Source organism: Isoptericola nanjingensis (genome assembly GCF_050311635.1).
In the GTDB taxonomy this organism is placed as follows: domain Bacteria; phylum Actinomycetota; class Actinomycetes; order Actinomycetales; family Cellulomonadaceae; genus Isoptericola; species Isoptericola nanjingensis.
Map to the genome: position 1 here is coordinate 148,102 of NZ_JBNOZL010000005.1, position 19,880 is coordinate 167,981.

Here is a 19,880-nt window from a genome sequence, read left to right on the forward strand (position 1 = left end):
CCTGGAGACCGATCATCGTGCTGTCCCTGATCCCGTGGCCCACCGTCGTCGACGGGCAGGACGTCGCCCCGCTCGCCCTGGACGCCGCCCGCCTCGTCGCGCCCGACGACGCCCTCGCCGTCGTCGCGGCCGAACAGCTCGAGGCGGTGGGCGTGCGCGTCGTCGACGCGGGGTCCGCGGCGGAGGGTGCCACGCCGGTGGTGCTGCGCCTCGACGACGCCGCCGGACCCGAGGGCTCCGCCAGCCCCGAGCGGTACACGCTGCGCGTGACGACGGCGGGCGTGGAGGCCACCGCTCCGGAGCCGGTCGGCCTGCTGCACGCGGTGCGCACGCTGCGCCAGCTCGTCCCCGCTGCCGCGGCAGGCAGCGCGCGCGAGGTGCCCGCCGTCGTCGTGCACGACGCGCCGCGGTACGGCTGGCGCGGGCTGTCGTTCGACGTCGTGCGGCACTGGTTCGGCCCCGAGGACATCCGCGCCGTCGTCGACCTGGTCGGTGCGTTCAAGCTGCGGGTGCTGCACCTGCACCTCACCGACGACCAGGGCTGGCGGATCGAGACGCCGTCGCGCCCCGAGCTGGAGAAGGCGTCCGACAGCCAGGTCGGCGGCGGCACGGCCGGCTTCCTCACGGTCGACGACTTCCGCGAGCTGCAGGAGTACGCGGCGGCGCGGTTCGTGACGATCGTCCCCGAGTTCGACATGCCCGGGCACATCAACGCGGCCACGCAGGTCTACGGGGCGCTCACCAAGGACGGCCTGCCCACCGATCCGTACGAGGGCATCGAGGTGGGCTTCTCGCGTCTCTGGTTCGACAACCCGGCCACCGAGCCGTTCCTGCGCGACGTGATCGGCGACGTCGCCGCCATGACGCGGGGCGACTGGGTGCATGTCGGCGGCGACGAGGTGCACACGATGGAGGTCGAGGAGTTCGCGAAGTTCGTCGAGCTCGCCGCGCGGATCGTGCGCGAGCACGGCAAGACGCCGATCTTCTGGCAGGAGGGCGCCCGGGGCCCCGTCGAGCCCGGCACGCTGCTGCAGTACTGGGAGCCCAAGGGCGAGGAGTTCGCGCGCTTCGTCGCGGCGGCGCACGCCGGCGCGCGGTTCATCATGTCGCCCGGCAACCACGCCTACCTCGACATGAAGTACACGCCCGAGCACGAGCTCGGCCTGCACTGGGCGGGCTACGTCGAGCTGCGCGACTCCTACGAGTGGGAGCCCACCGCCGTCATCGACGGCCTGCCCGCCGACTCCGTGGAGGGCGTCGAGGCCGCCGTCTGGACCGAGACGATCACCACCCGCGACGAGCTGTTCTCCATGCTGCTGCCGCGCCTCGGCGCCGTCGCCGAGGTGGCCTGGACCGCGCCCGAGCGCAAGGACTGGGAGGCCTTCCGCGCCCGCACCGCCGCCCAGGCGCCCGCCTGGCGCGCCGGTGGCTGGGCCTTCCACCAGACCCCGCAGGTCGACTGGCCCACCCCCTGAACGCTGTGAGCGGGCGTCTGGCCCTGTCTCGGGTCCGAAGCAGGGCCAGACGCCCGCTCACAACACCTGGGGCTAGATCCAGGACTCCAGCCGCATGACGTTCTGCCAGTACGAGTACGGCACCTGCATGCCCGTCCACAGCGGGTAGAAGACCGCCGACACGGCGAGGACCACGACGAGGACGGCGACGATCACCGCGACGGCGAGCGAGCGCTCGCGGCGTCGTCCCTCCGTGCGCTCCAGCGCCACGACCATCGGATAGACGAGCGTCAGCACCACGAACGGGGTGAAGACGATCGAGTAGAAGGTGAAGATCGTCCGGTCGCTGAACGGCGGCGCGTAGGCGAACCAGGGCAGCCAGCCGGCGGCGGTGCCGCTCAGGACGGCGAGGGCGCGCCAGTCGCGCAGCCGGATGCCCAGCCAGATCGTCGCGACGATCGCGATCGCGCCGAGGAGCCACAGCAGCGGGTTGCCGAGCGACGTGACCGCACGGGCGCACGCCTCCGCGGCGTCGGCGGGGCAGGAGCCCTGGCCGGGCGACTCCTTCTCCCAGAAGAACGACGTGGGCCGCCACTGCACGATCCAGCCCAGCGGGTGCGACGCGTACGGGTGGTCCGAGGAGAGCCCGGTGTGGAAGTCCCACATCTGCTGGTGGTAGTGGAGCAGGCTGCGCAGCGGGTCCGGCAGCCAGGTGACGCCCTCGCCAGGATGCTCGGCCGCCCACTGGCGCAGGTAGGCGCCCTGGTTCACGAACCACGACCACCACGACGCGAGGTAGACGACGAACGCGGTGGGCACGATGGTGAGGAAGGCGGGCACGGCGTCGACGACGAGGGAGTCCTCCCACCAGCGGCCGACGCCGGCGGCGCGGCGGGCCGCGAGGTCCCACAGCACGGTGAGGATGCCGAAGACGGCGACGAACCACAGGCCCGACCACTTGGTGCCGCACGCCAGGCCGAGGCTGACGCCCGCGGCGAGGCGCCACCAGCGGAAGCCGAGGCGGGGGCCGTACCTGGCCACGGTGCCGCCGGCGTCGAGGATCTCCGCGACCCGGCCCGCGAGCCGGCGCCGGGCCTGCTCGCGGTCCATCAGCAGGCAGCCGAACGCGACCAGCACCCAGAACATGAGGAACTGGTCGAGCAGGGCCGTGCGGGAGTGCACGATCGCCTCGCCGTCGACGGCGAGCAGCAGGCCCGCGACCACCCCCATCGTGGTCGACGCGAACAGCCGCCGGGCGATCCGCACCAGCAGGAGGACGGCGAGGATGCCGACGATCGCGCTGGAGAGCCGCCACGCGAACGAGCTGGTGGCGCCGCCGCCCGCCTCCATGCCGAGCCAGATCATCCACTTGCCGATCGGCGGGTGGACGACGTAGGCGGCCTTGTCGAGATAGGTGAGGACGTCGCCCGCCTCGAACGCCGGGTTCGGCTCGTCGGGCCACTGCGCCTCGAAGCCGAGGCGGCCGAGCGTGAACGCGTCCTTGACGTAGTAGGTCTCGTCGAACACGAGCTGGTGCGGCTGGCCGAGCTGCCACAGCCGGGCGACCGCCGCCAGCAGCGTGACGACGATCGTGCCGACCCAGCCCCAGAACCGGTCGCGACGGCGGAGGTCGAGGCGCATGCGCCGGGCACCGAGAAGCCGCTCCAGCAGCTTCGCCTGGGTCGTGCGGCCGTCGCCGTCGGCGGGCGTCGGGGACGGCGAGGGCGCCGGCACGCCGGGGAACGGCGGCGGGGGCTGGTGCGACGGCGGCACCGGCGCGCCGCCGGCCTCGGGCGCCCCGTCGGGGGCGTCGGCCGCGCGGTGGCGCGCGTGGTTCGTCGGCGTGCCCGCGGGCGCGGGATCGCCGGTGGTGGTGGCGTCGGCGTCAGGGGCGGTCACCGGGTCATCGTAGGGGCCGTGCGACGCTGGTCACCATGACCTCCGAGCCTTCCGCCGTACCCGCTGACGCACGCCGTCCCGCCCCGCGCGCCGAGGCCGGCGCGGTCGTCCTCGCGGCGACACCCATCGGGAACGCGGAGGACGCGTCGCCGCGGCTGCGGCGGCTGCTCGCGGAGGCCGACGTCGTCGCGGCCGAGGACACGCGCCGCCTGCACGCCCTGGCCGCACGCCTGGGCGTGACCGTGGCCGGGCGCGTGACGTCGTACCACGAGCACAACGAGGAGGCGCGCGCCGACGAGCTGCTCGACGTCGTCGCGGACGGCGGCACCGTGCTCGTCGTGTCCGACGCCGGCATGCCCGCGGTGTCCGACCCGGGCTACCGCGTCGTGGCCCGCGCCGTGGAGCGGGACCTGCGCGTGACGGCTGCGCCCGGGCCGTCGGCGGTGCTCACCGCGCTGGCCCTGTCGGGGCTGCCCACCGACCGGTTCACCTTCGAGGGGTTCGTGCCGCGCAAGGCGGGGGAGCGGTCGCGGTGGCTCGGCGCGCTCGCCGCGGAGCCGCGCACGATGGTCTTCTTCGAGGCGCCGCACCGGATCACCGACACGCTGCACGCCATGGCCGACGCCTTCGGCGCCGACCGGCCCGCCGCCGTCTGCCGCGAGCTGACCAAGACGTACGAGGAGGTGCTCCGCGGGCCGCTCGCGGACGTCGTCGCCGAGGCCGACGCCCGCGCCGCCGCCGGCGACGGCCTGCGCGGCGAGATCTGCGTCGTCGTCGGTGGCGCGCCCGTGGGCGCCGCGCCGAGCGTCGAGGACCTCGTGCCCGAGGTGCTGGCCCGCGTCCGGGCGGGGGAACGGCTCAAGGCCGCCGTCGCCGATGTCGCCACCGCCGCGGGGGTGCCCAAGCGCGACCTGTACGCCGCCGCCCTCGCCGCGAGATAGAGAACCCCCCACCTCGAGATAGAGAACCCCGAGCGCGAGATAGAGAGGGCCTCTCTATCTCGCGGGGTTGGTTCTCTATCTCGCGGCGGAGTCGGCGAGCTCGACGCCGGCGGCGGCGAGCTCGACGCGGGCCTGTTCCCCCTGCTCGGGGCTGACGGGGATCGTGAGGTCGGTCAGCACGCGCGTCGCGAGGCCCAGGCCGACCGCGTCGAGGGCGGTGCGCTTCACGCAGTGCGACTCGACGAGGCCGACGACGTCGACCGCCTCGACGCGGGCGTCGCGCAGGGCCTGCTCCAGCGTGCGCCCGTCGGCGTCGGTGCCCTCGAAGCCGGAGTAGCCGTGGGCGTACTGGCCCTTCTTGACGGACACGTCGGGGCCGAGGTCGGCGAGCGCGGGGTGCAGCTCGGCGTTCGGCGTGCCGGCGATGCCGTGCGGGGGCCAGGAGTCGACGTAGTCGGGGTGGTCGCTGAAGTGCTCGCCGGGGTCGATGTGCCAGTCCTGCGTGGTCACGACGATCTCGTACCGGTCGCGGTGCGCGGCGGCGTAGGCCGCGACGTCCTCCGCGACCCGGTTGCCGCCGTCGACGGCGAGCTCGCCGCCCTCGCAGAACGTGGGCTGGACGTCGACGACGATCAGGGCACGGACAGGGGCGTGCGCGGCGTCACTCATGTCGCCAGCCTGCCACGGCGCGCGGAGGCTCAGGGCCCGTCGCCGCCCCCACCGCCGTCGAAGAATCCACCGCCGTCCATGTATCCCATGCCGAACGCGTCCGCGGAGCGGCGGTTGCGCATGTCCATCCTGTCGGGCTCGAGCCGTGGGTCCGCCGCCCAGGACGGCGGGCGTCGCTCGGCAGGCGGGAGCGGCGGCAGCTTCTCGCGGCGGTGGAACGTGGACCTGAGCCTTGCGCTGATCCTCATGACGACTCCTTCGTCGGAACCGCATCCCGAAAACAGTTCGTCAAGAATAGGTCGAGATCCGGCCAGGTGTCGACGACGGTCGCCCGGGGCGGCGGGCGCCGCGCGGTGCGTACGCCCTGGGCTTCCCGGCCATCATGGTGGGCGCGGCGGCCGCGAGCGTGCCGCGCCGACGTCGCCCGCACCGCTCCCGACCCCGTGAAGGGACCCATGACCTCCGCCGACCCCCGCATCGCCTCCGTCCGCCTCGCCCGCCTCGAGACGCGTTACCCCCGCACCGTCGGGCGCAACGCCCGGCTCGGCAGCCACGGCGACGGACCCGACTCCGACGTCGCGGTGCTCGTCACCGACGACGGGCGCACCGGCTGGGGCCTGGTGGAGGGCCCGCCGGGCGACGTCGCTCGGGTCGAGGGCCGGAGGCTCTCCGAGCTGGCGGACCCCGCGGTGGGCGTGCTCGACCCCACCGACCGCTGGCTGGACATCGCCCTGCACGACCTGCTCGGCGTCGTGCACGACGCTCCCGTCCACGCCCTGCTCGGAGGGCGCGGAAGCACCGACGTCGCGGTCTACGACGGCGCCATCTACTTCGACGACCTCGACCCGCAGGAGTCGCCGCGCGGGGTCGACGTGCTGCTCGACGAGTGCCGGGCCGACGCGGCCCTCGGGTTCCGCGACTTCAAGCTGAAGATCGGCCGTGGGAACCGCTGGATGGACCGGGCCGCGGGGGACGCGCGCGACGTCGCCGTCACGCGCGCCGTCCGCGAGGCGTTCCCCGACGCGCGGATCCTCGTCGACGCCAACGACGGCTACGACCTGGAGGGCTTCCTCTCCTACCTCGACGCCGTCGCGGACGCCGACCTGTTCTGGGTCGAGGAGCCGTTCCTCGACGACCCGGGCGACCTCAAGGCCCTGCGGTCCTGGCTCGACGACCGCTCGCCGGCCACGCGCATCGCCGAGGGCGAGACCAGCCCCGACGTCGACGCCCTGCTGCCGGTGGCGACGAGCGGCGCGATCGACGTGCTGCTCATGGACGTGATGTCGTTCGGCCTCACCGCATGGCGGGAGCTCATGCCGCACCTGGCGGGCACGGGCGTGGAGGCCTCCCCGCACGCCTGGGGCCGCCCCCTCAAGACGCGGTACGCCGCGCACCTCGCCGCCGGGCTCGGCAACGTCGAGGTCGTCGAGGGCGTGCCGGGCCGCGTGGCGGGGGTCGACGCGGCCCTGCTGCTGCCGCGCGACGGCGTGCTGCACCTCGACGACTCTCCCGGCTTCGGCCTGCCCCTGCCCTCCGACGCCCACCTGCGCCCGGCCCGCTAAGGCCCGCCCGGACGGTCTCAGCAGAGGAAGGTCAGTAGGGGAAGAAGGTGGTGCCCGAGGGGCGCAGCGGCTCGACGCACATCGTCCCGGACTTCGGTCGGGCGTCGAGGGCGCCGTCGGGCGCGACCGGGAGGTGTGCGAGGTCGCGGGGGCGTTCGGCCTCCGCCTCGCGCTCCGTGCTGCGGAACCAGCTCGACACGGTGCTGACGATGCTCATCACGACCTCCGGGCTCGGCGTCTCTCCGGGCTTGGTGCTGCCTTGACCTCAGGGTGCCAGAACTTCGACCGATGGTCGACCACGGGTCGACCGACACGCGACGGCACTGGGCGGGAGGATGGGGCCATGGACTCACGGCAGCGGACCTCTACCGCCCGCTGGGGCGCGGCGACCGTCGTCGCGCTCCTGACGCTCACCGGGTGCGGCTCCGTGGGCGACGACGGCCCGCCCCAGGTGTCGAGGACGTCGACGTCGCTCGGCCCGGCCGACGCCTCTCCTGCGCCCGACGCCTCGGCGAGACCCACGGCGACCTCCACGCCCGAGGTCTCGGTCGAGACGGTCGTCGAAGGCCTCGACGTGCCGTGGGGCCTCGCCCCGCTGCCGGGCGGCGCGCTGCTGATCAGCCTGCGCGACGAGGCGCGGCTCGTGGTCGTCGACCCCGACGCCGGCACGACGACGGACGTCACCGGTCCCGGCGCGGACGCGCTCGCCGCGCAGACCACCCCCGACGGCGAGGGCGGGCTGCTCGGCGTCGCGCGCGACCCGGGCTCGGGCGACGTGTTCGTCTACCGCACCGGCGCCGACGACAACGCCGTGCTGCGCGGCGCGCTGGACGGGACGGTGCTCGGCGGGCTCACGACCGTCCTCGACGGCATCCCGCGCGCCGGCCACCACGACGGCGGCGGCCTGGCCTTCGGCCCCGACGGGTTCCTCTACGTCGGCACCGGCGACGCGGGGGACGGGGAGGCCTCGCAGGACCGGGCGTCGCTCGCCGGCAAGATCCTGCGCGTCACGACCGACGGTGACCCGGCGCCCGGCAACCCCGACGCCGGCTCGCCGGTCTGGACCTTCGGCCACCGCAACGTGCAGGGCCTCGCCTGGGACGCGTCGGGGCGGATGTTCGCGAGCGAGTTCGGGCAGAACACGTGGGACGAGCTCAACGAGATCGAGCCGGGCGGCGACTACGGCTGGCCCGACGTCGAGGGGCCGGGCCTCGAGGGGCAGCCCCAGGCGGGCGACGGCACCGTCGCCCCGGTCGCGTGGTGGCCCACGTCCGACGCGTCGCCGTCCGGCCTGGCGGTGACCGACGACGCCGTGTACCTCGCCGGGCTGCGGGGGGAGCGGCTGTGGCGGGTGCCCTTCGGCGGCACCGCGTCCGGCGCGGACGAGGGCGGCGACGGGGCAGGGCCGGGCCCGAGCAAGGACGCCGTGGACGCGGACGGGAGCGTCCGGCCGCTCGGTGAGCCGCAGGCGCTGCTCGCGGGCGAGCTGGGCCGGCTGCGCAACGTCGCCCCCGTCGAGCCGGGCGGCGGCGACGCGGACGGCCTGTGGGTGCTGACCAACAACACCGACGGCCGCGGCTCGCCGCGCGACGGCGACGACCGCCTGGTCCGGGTCACGTTCGGCTGACGCGGCGGGCCGGGCCGGGCCGCGGACCGCTCGGACGCGTCGTCGTCCGGGCCCTTAGAATCGCCCGCATGACCCACATCCTCTCGGCCGTGGCGTGGCCCTACGCCAACGGCCCGCGGCACATCGGCCACGTCGCCGGCTTCGGCGTTCCCTCCGACGTCTTCAGCCGGCACATGCGGATGGCGGGTCACGACGTGCTGATGGTCTCCGGCACGGACGAGCACGGGACGCCGATCCTCGTGCAGGCGGAGCAGGAGGGCGTGACGCCGCAGCAGCTCGCGGACCGCTACAACCGGGTCATCGTCGAGGACCTCACGTCGCTCGGGCTGTCCTACGACCTGTTCACCCGCACGACGACGCGCAACCACTACGCCGTCGTGCAGGAGATGTTCCGCACGGTGCACAAGAACGGCTACATGGTCGAGAAGACCACGATGGGCGCGATCTCCCCGTCCACCGGCCGCACGCTGCCCGACCGGTTCATCGAGGGCACGTGCCCCATCTGCGGGTACGACGGCGCGCGCGGCGACCAGTGCGACAACTGCGGCAACCAGCTCGACCCGATCGACCTGATCAACCCGCGCAGCCGCATCAACGGCGAGACGCCCAAGTTCGTCGAGTCGAACCACTTCTTCCTCGACCTGCCGGCGCTCGCGGACGCGCTGGGCGACTGGCTGCGCACCCGCACCGGCTGGCGCCCGAACGTGCTGAACTTCAGCCTCAACCTGCTCGACGACATCCGGCCGCGCGCCATGACGCGCGACATCGACTGGGGCATCCCGGTGCCGCTCGAGGGCTGGGAGGAGAACCCGACCAAGCGGCTGTACGTGTGGTTCGACGCCGTCATCGGGTACCTCTCGGCGTCGATCGAGTGGGCGCGGCGCACGGGCGACCCGGAGGCGTGGCGCGCGTTCTGGAACGAGGAGACCGCCCGCTCCTTCTACTTCATGGGCAAGGACAACATCACGTTCCACTCCCAGATCTGGCCGGCCGAGCTGCTGGCCTACGACGGGAAGGGCTCGCGCGGCGGCGCGCCGGGCCCGTACGGGACGCTGCAGCTGCCGACCGAGGTGGTCAGCTCCGAGTTCCTCAACGTCGAGGGGCAGAAGTTCTCGAGCTCGCGCGGCGTGGTCATCTACGTGCGCGACATGCTGGCGCGCTACCAGCCGGACGCGTTCCGTTACTACGTGGCGGCGGCCGGCCCGGAGAGCCAGGACGTCGACTTCACGTGGGACAGCTTCCTGCGCCGCACCAACGACGAGCTCGTGGCGGGCTGGGGCAACCTCGTGAACCGCACCGCGAGCATGGTGCACAAGAACTTCGGGCAGGTCCCGACGCCGGGCGAGCTGGCCGACGTCGACCGCGGCGTCCTCAAGGCGACGTCCGAGGCGTTCGGCACGGTCGGCGGGCTCATCGGGTCCAACCGGCAGCGCGCGGCGATCGCGGAGGCGATGCGCGTCGTCGGCGACGTCAACCGGTACGTCTCCGAGACGGAGCCCTGGAAGCTCAAGACGGACCCGGACCGGCTCGCGACCGTGCTGCACACGGTCACGCAGGCCGTGAGCGACTGCAACACGCTGCTCAGCCCGTTCCTGCCGCACTCGGCGCAGCAGGTGCACGAGACCATGGGCGGCACCGGCACGTTCGCGCCCCAGCCGCGCATCGACGAGGTCACCGACCTCGACGACGACTCCCGGCAGTACCCGGTCATCACGGGCGACTACGACTTCCCCTCCTGGGAGTCGCGACCCGTGACCCCGGGCACCGAGATCGCGAAGCCCACGCCCGTGTTCACCAAGCTCGACGACTCGATCGTCGAGGAGGAGCTCGAGCGGCTGCGCGAGAAGGCCTGAGGGTGGCGCGCAAGCGCGAGCGCGGGTTCCCGGCGGAGCCCGCGCCCCTGCCCGTCGCGGTCGCCGACAACCACACGCACCTCGACGCGATCGCGGGCGTGCTGCCGGACGACGTCCCCGCACCCGGCGTCGGCGAGCACCTCGCCCGCGCCGCGGCGGCGGGCGTGGACCGCGTCGTGCAGGTGGGCTGCGACCTGCCGGGCATCGACTGGACGGTCGACCTGCTGGCCGCGGGGCACCCGGGCGTGCTCGCCGCCGTCGCGATCCACCCGAACGAGGCCGTGCTGCACGCGGGCGTCCGCGAGGTGGGCCCGGACGGGCTGGAGCCGGACCCGGCGCCGCACCACGCCGTCGCGCTCGACGACGCGCTGGCCCGCGTCGCGGAGGTCGCGCGGGCGCACGACCGCGTGCGCGCGATCGGCGAGACGGGCATGGACCTGTTCCGCACCGGCCCGCGGGGGGAGGCGGTGCAGCGCGAGGCGTTCCGGGCGCACGTCGCGCTGGCCAAGGAGCTGGGCCTGACGCTGCAGATCCACGACCGGGACGCGCACGCGCAGGTGATCGACGTCCTGCTCGCCGACGGAGCCCCCGAGCGCACCGTCTTCCACTGCTACTCGGGCGACGAGGAGATGGCCGCCCTGGCGGCCGAGCACGGCTGGTTCCTCTCGTTCGCTGGCCCCGTGACCTACCCGAGGAACGACCACCTGCGCGGCGCGCTGCGCGCCGTCCCCCTCGAGCTGGTGCTGGTCGAGACCGACGCGCCCTACCTGCCGCCGCACCCGTACCGCGGCCAGCCGAACGCCCCGTACGTCGCGGCGCACACCGTGCGCGCGATGGCGGACGTCCTCGAGCGGCCGCTGGACGAGGTGTGCCGGGCGCTCTCGGCGACGTCCGAGCGCGTGTACGGCACGTGGTGAGGGATCGGTGAGCGGTCGAGGGCTTCCCCCCTGGTCACGGTTCCGTTACGGTCTGGTGCTCGTGCGGAGGTCGAGGGCGAAGGTGGCGTCGGACAGGGCGACGGCTCCGGCGGCGACCCCTCGCCGGGGCGCCCTCACCGGGCCCGCGCGCCACGTCGTGCACGGCACCGTGGTCCTCGCGCTGGTGGGCGGCACGGCCGCCGTCACGCAGGTGCACAAGACGGTGACGATCGACTACGACGGCCACGTCGCGACCGTCGACTCGTACGGCGCGTCGGTGGCCGACGTGCTGCGCTACCACCACATCCCGCTCGGCCCGGACGACCTCGTGCAGCCGGCCGCGTCGTCCGTGGCCGCGGACGGCGGCCAGGTCGTGGTCCGCTCGAGCCGCGAGGTGACGGTCGAGATCGACGGCGAGGTCACGACCTTCCCGACGACGGCGCACACGGTGGGCGAGCTGCTCGCGGCGCTTGGGCCCCGGGGGGCGGACGCCGTGACGTCGGCGTCGCGCACCGCGGCGCTGGACCGGACCCCCGTGCGGGTGTCGACCACGAAGACCGTGCAGGTGGCCGTGGACGGCCTGGTGCTGCCCATCCGCACGGCGCAGTCCACGGTGCGCGACGTCCTGGCGACCGCCGGCATCACCCTCGGTGAGCACGACCGCACGTCGGTGCCGCTCGGCGGGGCCGCGGTCGACGGGATGCTCGTCATGGTGAGCCGCGGGGACACCGACGCCGACCGGAAGACCGAGGTCATCCCGTTCGAGACGGAGAAGGTCGAGTCGGACGAGCTGCCGAAGGGGTACGAGGTGGTGCGCACGGCCGGCGTGCCGGGGGAGCGCGTCACGACCTATGAGGTGCGCACACTGGACGGCGCCGAGGTGCAGCGCACCGTGGTCGACCGCGAGGTGACGCGCGAGCCGGTGGACGAGGTCGTCGTGGTGGGCACGCTCGAGGTCTCGACGGCGAACCCGGACCCGGGCTCCGCGAAGGCGATCGGCAAGGCGATGGCCGCCGAGCGCGGCTGGGGCGACGACCAGTACGCCTGCCTCGAGAAGCTGTGGGACAAGGAGTCCGGCTGGCGCTGGAACGCCGAGAACCCGTCCAGCGGGGCGTACGGCATCCCGCAGGCGCTGCCCGGCACCAAGATGGCGACCGCCGGCTCGGACTGGCGCACGAACCCGTCGACGCAGATCGAGTGGGGCCTGGGCTACATCTCCGGCCGGTACGGCACGCCGTGCGGGGCGTGGAGCCACTCCATGTCGGTCGGCTGGTACTGATCCCCGCTCGCCGACGCGAAATTGAGGACGCGCGGCGACCCCTGTGAGACGGCTCACGCCGTTCGTCCGGACTTTCCGGGCACGACGGGACGGAACCGGGCATCTCTACCATAGCCAGGCTTGGCCGATGATCACGATCCGGTTACGGTCTTCGGAGCCACCGGATCGACCGCGCCCCGACAGCCAGCCGGGACCCCGCCGTCGTGACCGGACCGCACGACGACTGGACCTGTGTGAACCCCTCGAACGAGACTCCCCACTCCTCGGCCGAGTCGATGCCCGAGGCTGGGCCCGACGCAGCAGCCGCCCCCACGACGACCGCCACGCGCCGTCGCCGCCGGCTCCCGCTCATCGCGGGTCTCGCCGCCGGCGCGCTCGTCGTCGCGGGAGGTGCGGCCACCGCCTACGAGAGTGCACGCAAGAGCGTGACGCTCGACATCGACGGCGAGACGCGCACCGTCGAGACCTTCTCCGGCTCCGTCGCCGGCCTGCTGGACGCCCAGGGCGTCGAGGTGGGCGAGCGCGACGCCGTCACCCCCGACGCGGACGCCGCCCTGCGCGACGGCTCGCAGGTCGTGGTCCGCTCCGGGCACGAGCTCACCGTGGACGTCGACGGCGAGCAGGACGACGTGTGGGTCACGGCGCTCGACGCCGAGGAGGCGCTGCGCGGCCTCGACGCCCGCGGCTCCGACGTCTCCCTCGTCGCCTCCCGCTCCGGCGACCGCGCCTCGCTGCCGCTGCAGCTCGACGCCGACCAGCCGGTCGCGGTCGTCGCGGACGGCACCACCACGGTGGTCGACGACGGCTCCGTCGGCCTGGAGGCGATCCTCCAGGGCCTCGGCCTCACGGTCGACGACGACGACCACGTCTTCGTGGAGCGTCAGACCGCCAAGACCGAGGGCGACCCGGCGGTGCGCATCGTCATCGAGCGCGTCGAGACGAAGAAGGTCACCAAGAAGGTCGCGGTGGACCACAAGTCGCGCACCGAGAAGGACGCCGACCGCTACGCCGACCAGGGCAGCACGGTCGCCCAGGAGGGCAAGGACGGCGAGCGCACGCTCACGTACCGCGTGACCACGGTCGACGGCGACGTCGTCGCCAAGAAGAAGCTCTCGGACAAGGTGACGACCAAGCCGGTCACGGAGGTCGTCGTCGAGGGCACCAAGGAGCGCCCCGAGCCGGAGCCCGAGCCCGCGCCGAAGGTGACCTCGTCCTCCTCGTCGTCGAGCTCCTCGTCCTCGTCGTCCGGCTCGACGTCGAAGGCCACCGGCTCCGCGCCCGCGGGCGTGTGGGCCGACCTCGCCCAGTGCGAGTCGGGCGGCAACCCGGCGACGAACACCGGGAACGGCTACTACGGCCTGTACCAGTTCTCCGCGCAGACCTGGCAGGCGATGGGCGGCTCCGGCCTCCCGTCGGAGAACTCGGCAGCCGAGCAGACCCGCATCGCCAAGAAGCTGCAGGCGCAGTCCGGCTGGGGCCAGTGGCCCGGGTGCGCGGCGAAGCTCGGTCTGCTCTGACCTGACGCCCGACGGGCCTCGCGCCCGCCACCGACCGCCCGGGACGGCACCGCCGTCCCGGGCGGTCGTGCGTCGGGGCCCTCCGCGCGCCGGGTGGGATGTGGGTCTCGTCACGACGCCGCCGACGGATTAGGTCTCCGATAACGAATCGGTTACGGTCGAGTGTCCCGCGTGCGAGCCGTGCTCGACAGGTGTATGTGACGCGGGCCCCTGAACCGCCGGATCGGTGGGTCGGAACTCGGCGCCTTTCGGGCGCGGGGCCGGGAGCGAGGCGCGAGCGCGCCGCCCCGGTGCGTGACGGGCCGCCGGCCCGCCCCTGACCACCGTGCCCGGACAGCACGACGACTGGACTCTCGTGACCCGCTCCCCCCAGACCTCTCCCGTGCCCGCCGTGCCGGACGCCGACACCGTCGCTCCCGCCACGACCCGCAGCCGCCGCCGCTGGCCGTTCCTGGCCGCGGCGACCGCCGCCGCGGTCGCCGTCGCCGGTGGCGCCGTCGCGTACGCGGACGCCCGCAAGACCGTCACGCTCGACGTGGACGGCGACGTCAAGACCGTGACGTCCTACTCCGGCTCCGTCGACGACCTGCTCACCTCGCAGGGCGTCGTCGTCGGCGACCGCGACCTCGTGACCCCGTCGGCCGACGCCGCGCTCGAGGACGGTTCCGACGTCGTCGTGCGCTCCGGCAAGGAGCTCAGCCTGCAGGTGGACGGCAAGGACACCGACGCGTGGGTCACCGCCCTCGATGCCGACGAGGCGCTCGACACCCTCACCGCCCGTGGCGGCGACGTGCGCATCGTCGCCTCCCGTGACGGCGAGCGGGCCTCGCTGCCGGTGGACGTCGACACCGACGGCCCGGTGGCCGTGGTGCACGACGGCACGACCGACGTGGTCGAGGACGCGGAGGACGTCGAGGCCGTGCTGGCCGAGGCGGACGTGGAGCTCGGGAAGCGCGACCGCGTGCACGTCACCGACGCCGCCAACGGCGAGGTGAAGAAGCACGTCGCCGCCGCCGTCGCGGACGAGAAGAAGCAGGCCGAGAAGCAGGCCGAGAAGGACGGCGCGCAGACCGAGCAGGTCGCCGCCGCCGAGACCCCCGCGGCCGCGACCGAGGTCGCCACGCCGCAGGTGGCCGTCGTCGTGCAGCGCGTCGAGACCAAGAAGGTCACGACGACCAAGGCCGTCGACCACAAGACCACGACCAAGAAGTCCGCCGACCGGTACTCCGACGTCGACGCGAAGGTCGTGAAGAAGGGCAAGGACGGCGAGCGCACGATCGTCCACCAGGTCACCACGATCGACGGCAAGGTCGTGAAGAAGACCAAGGTCTCGGACGAGGTCACCACCAAGCCCGTGACCCGCGTGCTGGTGAAGGGCACCAAGGAGCGCCCGGAGCCCGAGCCGGCGGCGCCGACGTACTCCGGCTCCACCCGCTCGATCGGCAAGCAGATGGCCGCCGCCCGCGGCTGGACCGGCTCGCAGTGGACCTGCCTGGAGTCGCTCTGGACCAAGGAGTCGGGCTGGAACGCCTCGGCGGCCAACCCGTCGTCCGGCGCCTACGGCATCCCGCAGTCGCTGCCCGGCTCGAAGATGGCCTCGGCCGGCTCCGACTGGCAGAGCAACCCCGCCACCCAGATCGAGTGGGGCCTCGGCTACATCGCGGACGTGTACGGCACGCCGTGCGGCGCGTGGGGCCACTCGCAGTCGGTGGGCTGGTACTGAGCCGCCCGTCCTGAGTCGCCCGTCCTGAGTCGTCGGCCGCGGGCCGACGAATAGACTCGCCCCCATGACGAACACCCCTGGCGCCCTGCTCGGCCCTGCGGAGATCCGCGAGCTGGCAGGGCGCCTCGGCGTCCGCCCCACCAAGCAGCTCGGGCAGAACTTCGTGCACGACGGCGGCACGGTGCGCAAGATCGTCCGCGCGGCCGGGCTGCGACCGGGGGAGCGGGTCGTGGAGATCGGCCCTGGGCTGGGGTCGCTGACCCTCGGCCTGCTGGAAGCCGGGGCCTCGGTCGTCGCGGTCGAGATCGACCCGGTGCTGGCGGGTCAGATCGCCGAGACGGTGCGCAAGCACGCCCCCGCCGCCGACTTCGAGGTGGTGCCCGCCGACGCCCTCGAGGTCACCGAGCTGCCGGGCGAGGCGCCGACGGCGCTCGTCGCGAACCTGCCCTACAACGTGGCCGTTCCGGTGCTGCTGACGTTCCTGCAGCGGTTCCCGAGCCTGGAGCGCGTGCTCGTGATGGTGCAGGCCGAGGTGGCCGACCGGCTCGCCGCCGGCCCCGGGTCGCGCACGTACGGCGTGCCGTCGGTGAAGGCCGCCTGGTACGCCGACGCGCGCCGGTCGTTGAACGTCAGCCGGCACGTGTTCTGGCCGGAGCCCAACGTGGACTCCGCCCTCGTGGCGCTGGAGAAGCGCGAGCCCCCCGTCACGACCGCGACGCGCGAGCAGGTCTTCGCCGTCGTCGACGCCGCGTTCGCCCAGCGCCGCAAGACGCTGCGCGCCGCCCTGTCCGGCACGTTCGGCTCCGGCGCCGCCGCCGAGGAGGCGCTGCGCGCCGCGGGCGTCGACCCCGGGCTGCGGGGCGAGCGGCTCGAGGTCACGGACTTCGCGCGCATCGCCGAGCAGCTTCCCGTCGCGGCGGGCACGGTGGACGCGTGACGCATCTCGCCGCCGCCCCGTCGCCGTCCGTCCGGGTCCGCGCGCCCGGCAAGGTCAACCTGTCGCTGCGCGTCGGCGCGCGGCAGGCCGACGGCTACCACCCGCTGTCGACGATCTTCCAGGCCGTGGCGCTCTACGAGGAGGTGACGGCCACGCAGGTGCCGGAGGGCGCCGGCGTGACGATCACCGTGGACGGCCCGCAGGCCGAGCTCGTGCCCGTCGACGGGACGAACCTCGCCTGGCGTGCCGCCGAGGCCCTGGCGACCCAGGTCGGCGTGGCGCCGGACGTCGCGCTGCACCTGGCCAAGGGCGTGCCCGTCGCCGGGGGCATGGCGGGCGGCTCCGCGGACGCCGCGGCCACCCTGGTGGCCTGCGACGCGCTGTGGCAGACCGGTTTGAGCCGCGACGACCTGGCGACGCTCGCCGCGGGCCTCGGCTCGGACGTCCCCTTCGCCCTGCTGGGGCACACCGCCGTCGGGACCGGGCGCGGCCACCTGCTGACGCCGGCCATGACCCGCGGCGAGTTCCACTGGGTGTTCGCCGCCCAGGCCGAGGGCCTGTCGACGCCGGCCGTCTACGACCGGTTCGACGAGCTGACCGGCCCGGACGACGCCGTCGACGAGCCGGGGCTCGACGAGGACACCGGGCTGATGCAGGCGCTGCGCGCCGGCGACGCGCACGCCCTCGGGCACGCCCTGCACAACGACCTCGAGGCCGCCGCGCTCGCCCTGCGCCCCGAGCTGGAGCGCACCATCGCCGTCGCGCGGGAGGCCGGCGCCCTGGGGGCGTTCGTCTCCGGTTCCGGCCCGACCGTCGCGGCGCTCGCCCGGTCGCGCCAGCACGCGCTGGCCGTCGCCGCGTCCTGGACCGCCGAGGGCGTCGCCGACTCCGTGTGGTGCACCTCCGGCCCCGCGCACGGCGCCCGCCTGCTGCCCTGACCGCGAGGTGGTACCGAAACTGCCGAGGTAGTACCCATCGGGCCGAGGTAGTACCCCTCCCCGCGAGGTAGTACGAAACCTGCCGAGGTAGTGCCCCTTCCCGTCGAGGTAGTGCCCGAGCGCAGGTGGTATGCGAGGTATGTCTCAGATGCCCGTACTACCTCGGCGAGATTCGTACCACCTCGGCGGTCAGAGGTGCTTGGCCAGCCAGGCGAGGGTCGGGGCGAAGCGGTAGCCCTGGCCACCCTCGTGGCGGTTGTGGGGGTAGACGTCGATCGCCGTGTCCGGTGCGGTCTCGCCCAGCGCGCCCCACTGGTTGTACGCGGCGTAGACCGTGGACGGCGGGCAGACGTCGTCGCGCAGGGCGGTCGAGAACAGCGCCGCCGCGCGGGCGCGGCGGGCGAACGAGACGCCGTCGAGGTAGGAGAACGTGCGCCAGACGGCGTCCTCGTGCTCGCGGTGCACGGACAGGTACTGCGTGATCTCGCCGTACGGGAACGCGTCGGAGATCTGCACGGCGCGGCGGTAGTGGCACAGGAACGGCACGTTCGGCACGGCGGCGGCGACGTCGGGCACCAGGCCGGCGACGGCGATCGCGATGCCACCGCCCTGGCTCGTGCCGGCGACGGCGACGCGCGCGGGGTCGATCCCCTCGACGCGGCGCACGGCGTCCACGGCGCGCACGCCGTCGGTGAAGACGCGCCGGTAGTAGTGCTCGTGCGGGTCGAGGACGCCGCGCGTCATGAAGCCGGGAGAGGCGGGGCCGCTGCCCACCGGGTCGGGGGTGTCGCCACCGTGGCCCCAGCCCGAGCCCTGACCGCGGGTGTCCATGACGAGGTGCGCGTAGCCCGCGGCGGCGAGGCCCAGGTGGTCGTGCGCCAGCCCCCGCCCGCCGCCGTAGCCGACGAACTCGACGACCGCCGGCAGCGGGCCGTCGGCCGCGGCGTCGTGGCGCGCAGGCCGCGTCAGCCACGCCTTGACCGGCTGCCCGTCGAAGCCCGGGAAGGTCACGTCGTCCACGACGAGCTCCGTGAGGCCGGTGTCCGCGCGCTCCAGCGTCGGGGCGTCGTCGTGCGCGCGCGACTCGACGAGGGTCTGCTCCCAGAACGCGTCGAAGTCGGCGGGCTCGTCGATCTCGGGCACGTACGCCTCGAGCTCGGCGACGGGCAGGTCGAACTGGGCCATCGGGTTCCTCCGGGGACTTCCTGCGGGGCCACCGCAGCGGCGCGGTGTCGGGCTGCACTGTAGCGGGCCGGCAGGCGGCCTTGGAGAACGTTTCCCCGCGCCGGACGTCTACGCTGCGACCAGTCGGACGGGCGAGGTGAGGACACGGTGCGACGCGGGACCAACCTGCCGCGGGTGGGCGACTTCAACCAGATGGTCGTGCTCGACCAGGTGCGGCGCGCGCCCGACGGCACGAGCCGCAGCGAGCTCGCGGCCAGCACCGGGCTGTCCCTCCAGGCGGTGTCGAACATCGTGGCGCGGCTCATCGCGCTGGGCTACGTCGTCGAGGGGGAGCGCCGGGCCGAGGGCCGCGGCAAGCCCCGCACGATGCTCTACCTCGAGCCGCAGGGGGCCTACGCGCTGGGCGTGCACATCGACCCGGTGGTGGTGACGTCGGTGCTCGTGGACCTCGACGGCCGCACGGTGGAGAAGGTCGTCGAGCCGACGCCGGCCGGCCCCGAGGCCGTGGCCGGGGCCGTCGCCGCGGCGGCCGCCGGGATGCTCGACCGGGCCGGTATCGAGCGCTCCGCCGTCCTGGGGCTGGGGGTGGCGGCGCCGGGGCCGGTGGACCTCGCCGCCGGCACGGTGATCCGCCCGCCGCTCCTGGACGGCTGGGAAGAGGTGCCGGTGCGCGACCTGCTGGCCGCCGCGACGGGCTTCGACGTCGTGCTGGACAAGGACGTGTCGGCGGCGATGGTGGCGGAGCTGTGGCGCGGCAACCGGATGCTGCGCGGCACGTCCCTCTTCTTCTACACCGGCTTCGGCGTCGCCGTGGCGGTGGCGCACGACGGCGAGCTCCTCGCGGGATCGTCGCGCAACGCCGGCGAGGTCGGCCACCTGATGGTCGACAACGACGGCCCGCGGTGCGACTGCGGCCAGCGGGGGTGCATCGGCGTCTCCGCCGCCCCCGCGACGCTCGTCGCCGAGGCCGTCGCGGGGGGCGTGCTGCCGGCGGGCACCCCGGCGTCGACGCCGGCGGAGCTCGACGCGGCCCTCACGACGCTGTGCCGGGCCGCGGCCGAGGGCGACGCGGCCGCCGCGGGGATCCTCGTGGCGAGCGCGCGACGGGTCGCGCGCGGGATCACCGTGGTGGCCGACCTCGTCGACGCGGGGGTCGTCGTCTTCGGTGGCCCGGCGTGGGCGCGGCTGGCCCCGCACTACCTGCCCGTCGTGCGGCGGGAGCTCACCCTGCAGGCGACGCTGCGCGAGGTGCACGCCGTCGAGGTGCTGGGCTCCGCCGTCGGCGACCATGTCGGGGCGGTGGGTGCGGCGAGCCTCGTGCTCGACGGGCTCTTTACTCCGCGACCCTCCGGCCTCGTGAGCGCTTGACAGCATTAACT

17 protein-coding genes are annotated in these 19,880 nt (G+C 74.2%); 12 read left to right on the forward strand and 5 right to left on the reverse strand.

From position 1 onward, the window contains the following. Positions 1-17 precede the first annotated feature (17 nt). A complete protein-coding gene (locus tag ACQP6G_RS11300; protein WP_429764417.1) occupies positions 18-1,475 on the forward strand; it encodes a family 20 glycosylhydrolase in 1,458 nt (485 codons plus the stop codon). A 72-nt stretch (positions 1,476-1,547) separates the two neighbouring features. On the opposite strand, the gene ACQP6G_RS11305 is transcribed toward ACQP6G_RS11300, so the two are convergent. Continuing rightward, positions 1,548-3,353 carry a dolichyl-phosphate-mannose--protein mannosyltransferase gene (locus ACQP6G_RS11305; protein ID WP_429764418.1) on the reverse strand — a complete coding sequence of 602 codons (1,806 nt, stop codon included), beginning with the start codon at positions 3,351-3,353 and terminating at the stop codon, positions 1,548-1,550. 35 nt (positions 3,354-3,388) lie between these two features. Here ACQP6G_RS11305 and rsmI point away from each other — a divergent pair, with 35 nt between their 5' ends. Further along, positions 3,389-4,294, forward strand: coding sequence for a 16S rRNA (cytidine(1402)-2'-O)-methyltransferase (gene rsmI / locus ACQP6G_RS11310; RefSeq protein WP_429764419.1), 906 nt, complete (start codon positions 3,389-3,391; stop codon positions 4,292-4,294). A gap of 75 nt (positions 4,295-4,369) precedes the next feature. Here the strand turns inward: rsmI and ACQP6G_RS11315 are convergent, their stop codons facing one another. Together ACQP6G_RS11315 and ACQP6G_RS11320 are read right to left on the reverse strand one after the other, a co-directional pair. Continuing rightward, positions 4,370-4,963 (reverse strand): isochorismatase family protein, encoded by a 594-nt coding sequence (locus ACQP6G_RS11315; RefSeq protein ID WP_429764420.1) that lies wholly within the window; start codon positions 4,961-4,963, stop codon positions 4,370-4,372. 29 nt (positions 4,964-4,992) lie between these two features. Further along, positions 4,993-5,211, reverse strand: a complete 219-nt coding sequence (locus ACQP6G_RS11320) for a hypothetical protein (RefSeq protein ID WP_429764421.1) — start codon at positions 5,209-5,211, stop codon at positions 4,993-4,995. Between the two features lie 207 nt (positions 5,212-5,418). On the opposite strand from ACQP6G_RS11320, the gene ACQP6G_RS11325 reads away from it, so the two are divergent. Further along, positions 5,419-6,525, forward strand: coding sequence for an enolase C-terminal domain-like protein (locus ACQP6G_RS11325; RefSeq protein WP_429764422.1), 1,107 nt, complete (start codon positions 5,419-5,421; stop codon positions 6,523-6,525). A gap of 31 nt (positions 6,526-6,556) precedes the next feature. Here the strand turns inward: ACQP6G_RS11325 and ACQP6G_RS11330 are convergent, their stop codons facing one another. Further along, positions 6,557-6,742, reverse strand: a complete 186-nt coding sequence (locus ACQP6G_RS11330) for a hypothetical protein (protein WP_429764423.1) — start codon at positions 6,740-6,742, stop codon at positions 6,557-6,559. 126 nt (positions 6,743-6,868) lie between these two features. Between ACQP6G_RS11330 and ACQP6G_RS11335 the strand changes: the two genes are divergently transcribed. From ACQP6G_RS11335 to ACQP6G_RS11370, 8 genes are all read left to right on the forward strand, one after another. Beyond that, on the forward strand, positions 6,869-8,152 hold the full coding sequence (locus tag ACQP6G_RS11335; RefSeq protein WP_429764424.1) for a PQQ-dependent sugar dehydrogenase: 1,284 nt from the start codon (positions 6,869-6,871) through the stop codon (positions 8,150-8,152). Positions 8,153-8,220: 68 nt separating this feature from the next. Next, positions 8,221-10,005 (forward strand): methionine--tRNA ligase, encoded by a 1,785-nt coding sequence (gene metG, locus ACQP6G_RS11340; RefSeq protein ID WP_429764425.1) that lies wholly within the window; start codon positions 8,221-8,223, stop codon positions 10,003-10,005. A 2-nt stretch (positions 10,006-10,007) separates the two neighbouring features. Further along, on the forward strand, positions 10,008-10,922 hold the full coding sequence (locus ACQP6G_RS11345) for a TatD family hydrolase (protein WP_429764426.1): 915 nt from the start codon (positions 10,008-10,010) through the stop codon (positions 10,920-10,922). 82 nt (positions 10,923-11,004) lie between these two features. Then, on the forward strand, positions 11,005-12,201 hold the full coding sequence (locus ACQP6G_RS11350; protein WP_429764427.1) for a resuscitation-promoting factor: 1,197 nt from the start codon (positions 11,005-11,007) through the stop codon (positions 12,199-12,201). A 275-nt stretch (positions 12,202-12,476) separates the two neighbouring features. Beyond that, positions 12,477-13,718 carry a resuscitation-promoting factor gene (locus ACQP6G_RS11355; RefSeq protein WP_429764428.1) on the forward strand — a complete coding sequence of 414 codons (1,242 nt, stop codon included), beginning with the start codon at positions 12,477-12,479 and terminating at the stop codon, positions 13,716-13,718. Positions 13,719-14,073: 355 nt separating this feature from the next. Beyond that, positions 14,074-15,441 (forward strand): resuscitation-promoting factor, encoded by a 1,368-nt coding sequence (locus ACQP6G_RS11360; RefSeq protein WP_429764429.1) that lies wholly within the window; start codon positions 14,074-14,076, stop codon positions 15,439-15,441. Between the two features lie 64 nt (positions 15,442-15,505). Then, positions 15,506-16,378, forward strand: a complete 873-nt coding sequence (gene rsmA / locus ACQP6G_RS11365) for a 16S rRNA (adenine(1518)-N(6)/adenine(1519)-N(6))-dimethyltransferase RsmA (RefSeq protein ID WP_429764430.1) — start codon at positions 15,506-15,508, stop codon at positions 16,376-16,378. Next, positions 16,375-17,316, forward strand: coding sequence for a 4-(cytidine 5'-diphospho)-2-C-methyl-D-erythritol kinase (locus ACQP6G_RS11370; RefSeq protein WP_429764431.1), 942 nt, complete (start codon positions 16,375-16,377; stop codon positions 17,314-17,316). The genes rsmA and ACQP6G_RS11370 overlap by 4 nt, the downstream gene beginning before the upstream one ends. 189 nt (positions 17,317-17,505) lie before the next feature. Here the strand turns inward: ACQP6G_RS11370 and ACQP6G_RS11375 are convergent, their stop codons facing one another. Continuing rightward, a complete protein-coding gene (locus tag ACQP6G_RS11375) occupies positions 17,506-18,501 on the reverse strand; it encodes an acetylxylan esterase (protein ID WP_429764432.1) in 996 nt (331 codons plus the stop codon). Positions 18,502-18,648: 147 nt separating this feature from the next. Between ACQP6G_RS11375 and ACQP6G_RS11380 the strand changes: the two genes are divergently transcribed. Further along, positions 18,649-19,869, forward strand: a complete 1,221-nt coding sequence (locus ACQP6G_RS11380) for an ROK family transcriptional regulator (RefSeq protein ID WP_429764433.1) — start codon at positions 18,649-18,651, stop codon at positions 19,867-19,869. Positions 19,870-19,880: the final 11 nt, after the last annotated feature.

What these genes read in the sequence shown, in the direction of transcription:
- rsmI (WP_429764419.1), top strand. Translation starts at nt 3,389, where the DNA reads ATGACCTCCGAGCCTTCCGCCGTACCCGCTGACGCACGCCGTCCCGCC.
- ACQP6G_RS11330 (WP_429764423.1), bottom strand. Translation starts at nt 6,742, where the DNA reads ATGAGCATCGTCAGCACCGTGTCGAGCTGGTTCCGCAGCACGGAGCGC.
- metG (WP_429764425.1), top strand. Translation starts at nt 8,221, where the DNA reads ATGACCCACATCCTCTCGGCCGTGGCGTGGCCCTACGCCAACGGCCCG.
- ACQP6G_RS11335 (WP_429764424.1), top strand. Translation starts at nt 6,869, where the DNA reads ATGGACTCACGGCAGCGGACCTCTACCGCCCGCTGGGGCGCGGCGACC.
- ACQP6G_RS11355 (WP_429764428.1), top strand. Translation starts at nt 12,477, where the DNA reads ATGCCCGAGGCTGGGCCCGACGCAGCAGCCGCCCCCACGACGACCGCC.
- ACQP6G_RS11320 (WP_429764421.1), bottom strand. Translation starts at nt 5,211, where the DNA reads ATGAGGATCAGCGCAAGGCTCAGGTCCACGTTCCACCGCCGCGAGAAG.
- ACQP6G_RS11375 (WP_429764432.1), bottom strand. Translation starts at nt 18,501, where the DNA reads ATGGCCCAGTTCGACCTGCCCGTCGCCGAGCTCGAGGCGTACGTGCCC.
- ACQP6G_RS11315 (WP_429764420.1), bottom strand. Translation starts at nt 4,963, where the DNA reads ATGAGTGACGCCGCGCACGCCCCTGTCCGTGCCCTGATCGTCGTCGAC.
- rsmA (WP_429764430.1), top strand. Translation starts at nt 15,506, where the DNA reads ATGACGAACACCCCTGGCGCCCTGCTCGGCCCTGCGGAGATCCGCGAG.
- ACQP6G_RS11325 (WP_429764422.1), top strand. Translation starts at nt 5,419, where the DNA reads ATGACCTCCGCCGACCCCCGCATCGCCTCCGTCCGCCTCGCCCGCCTC.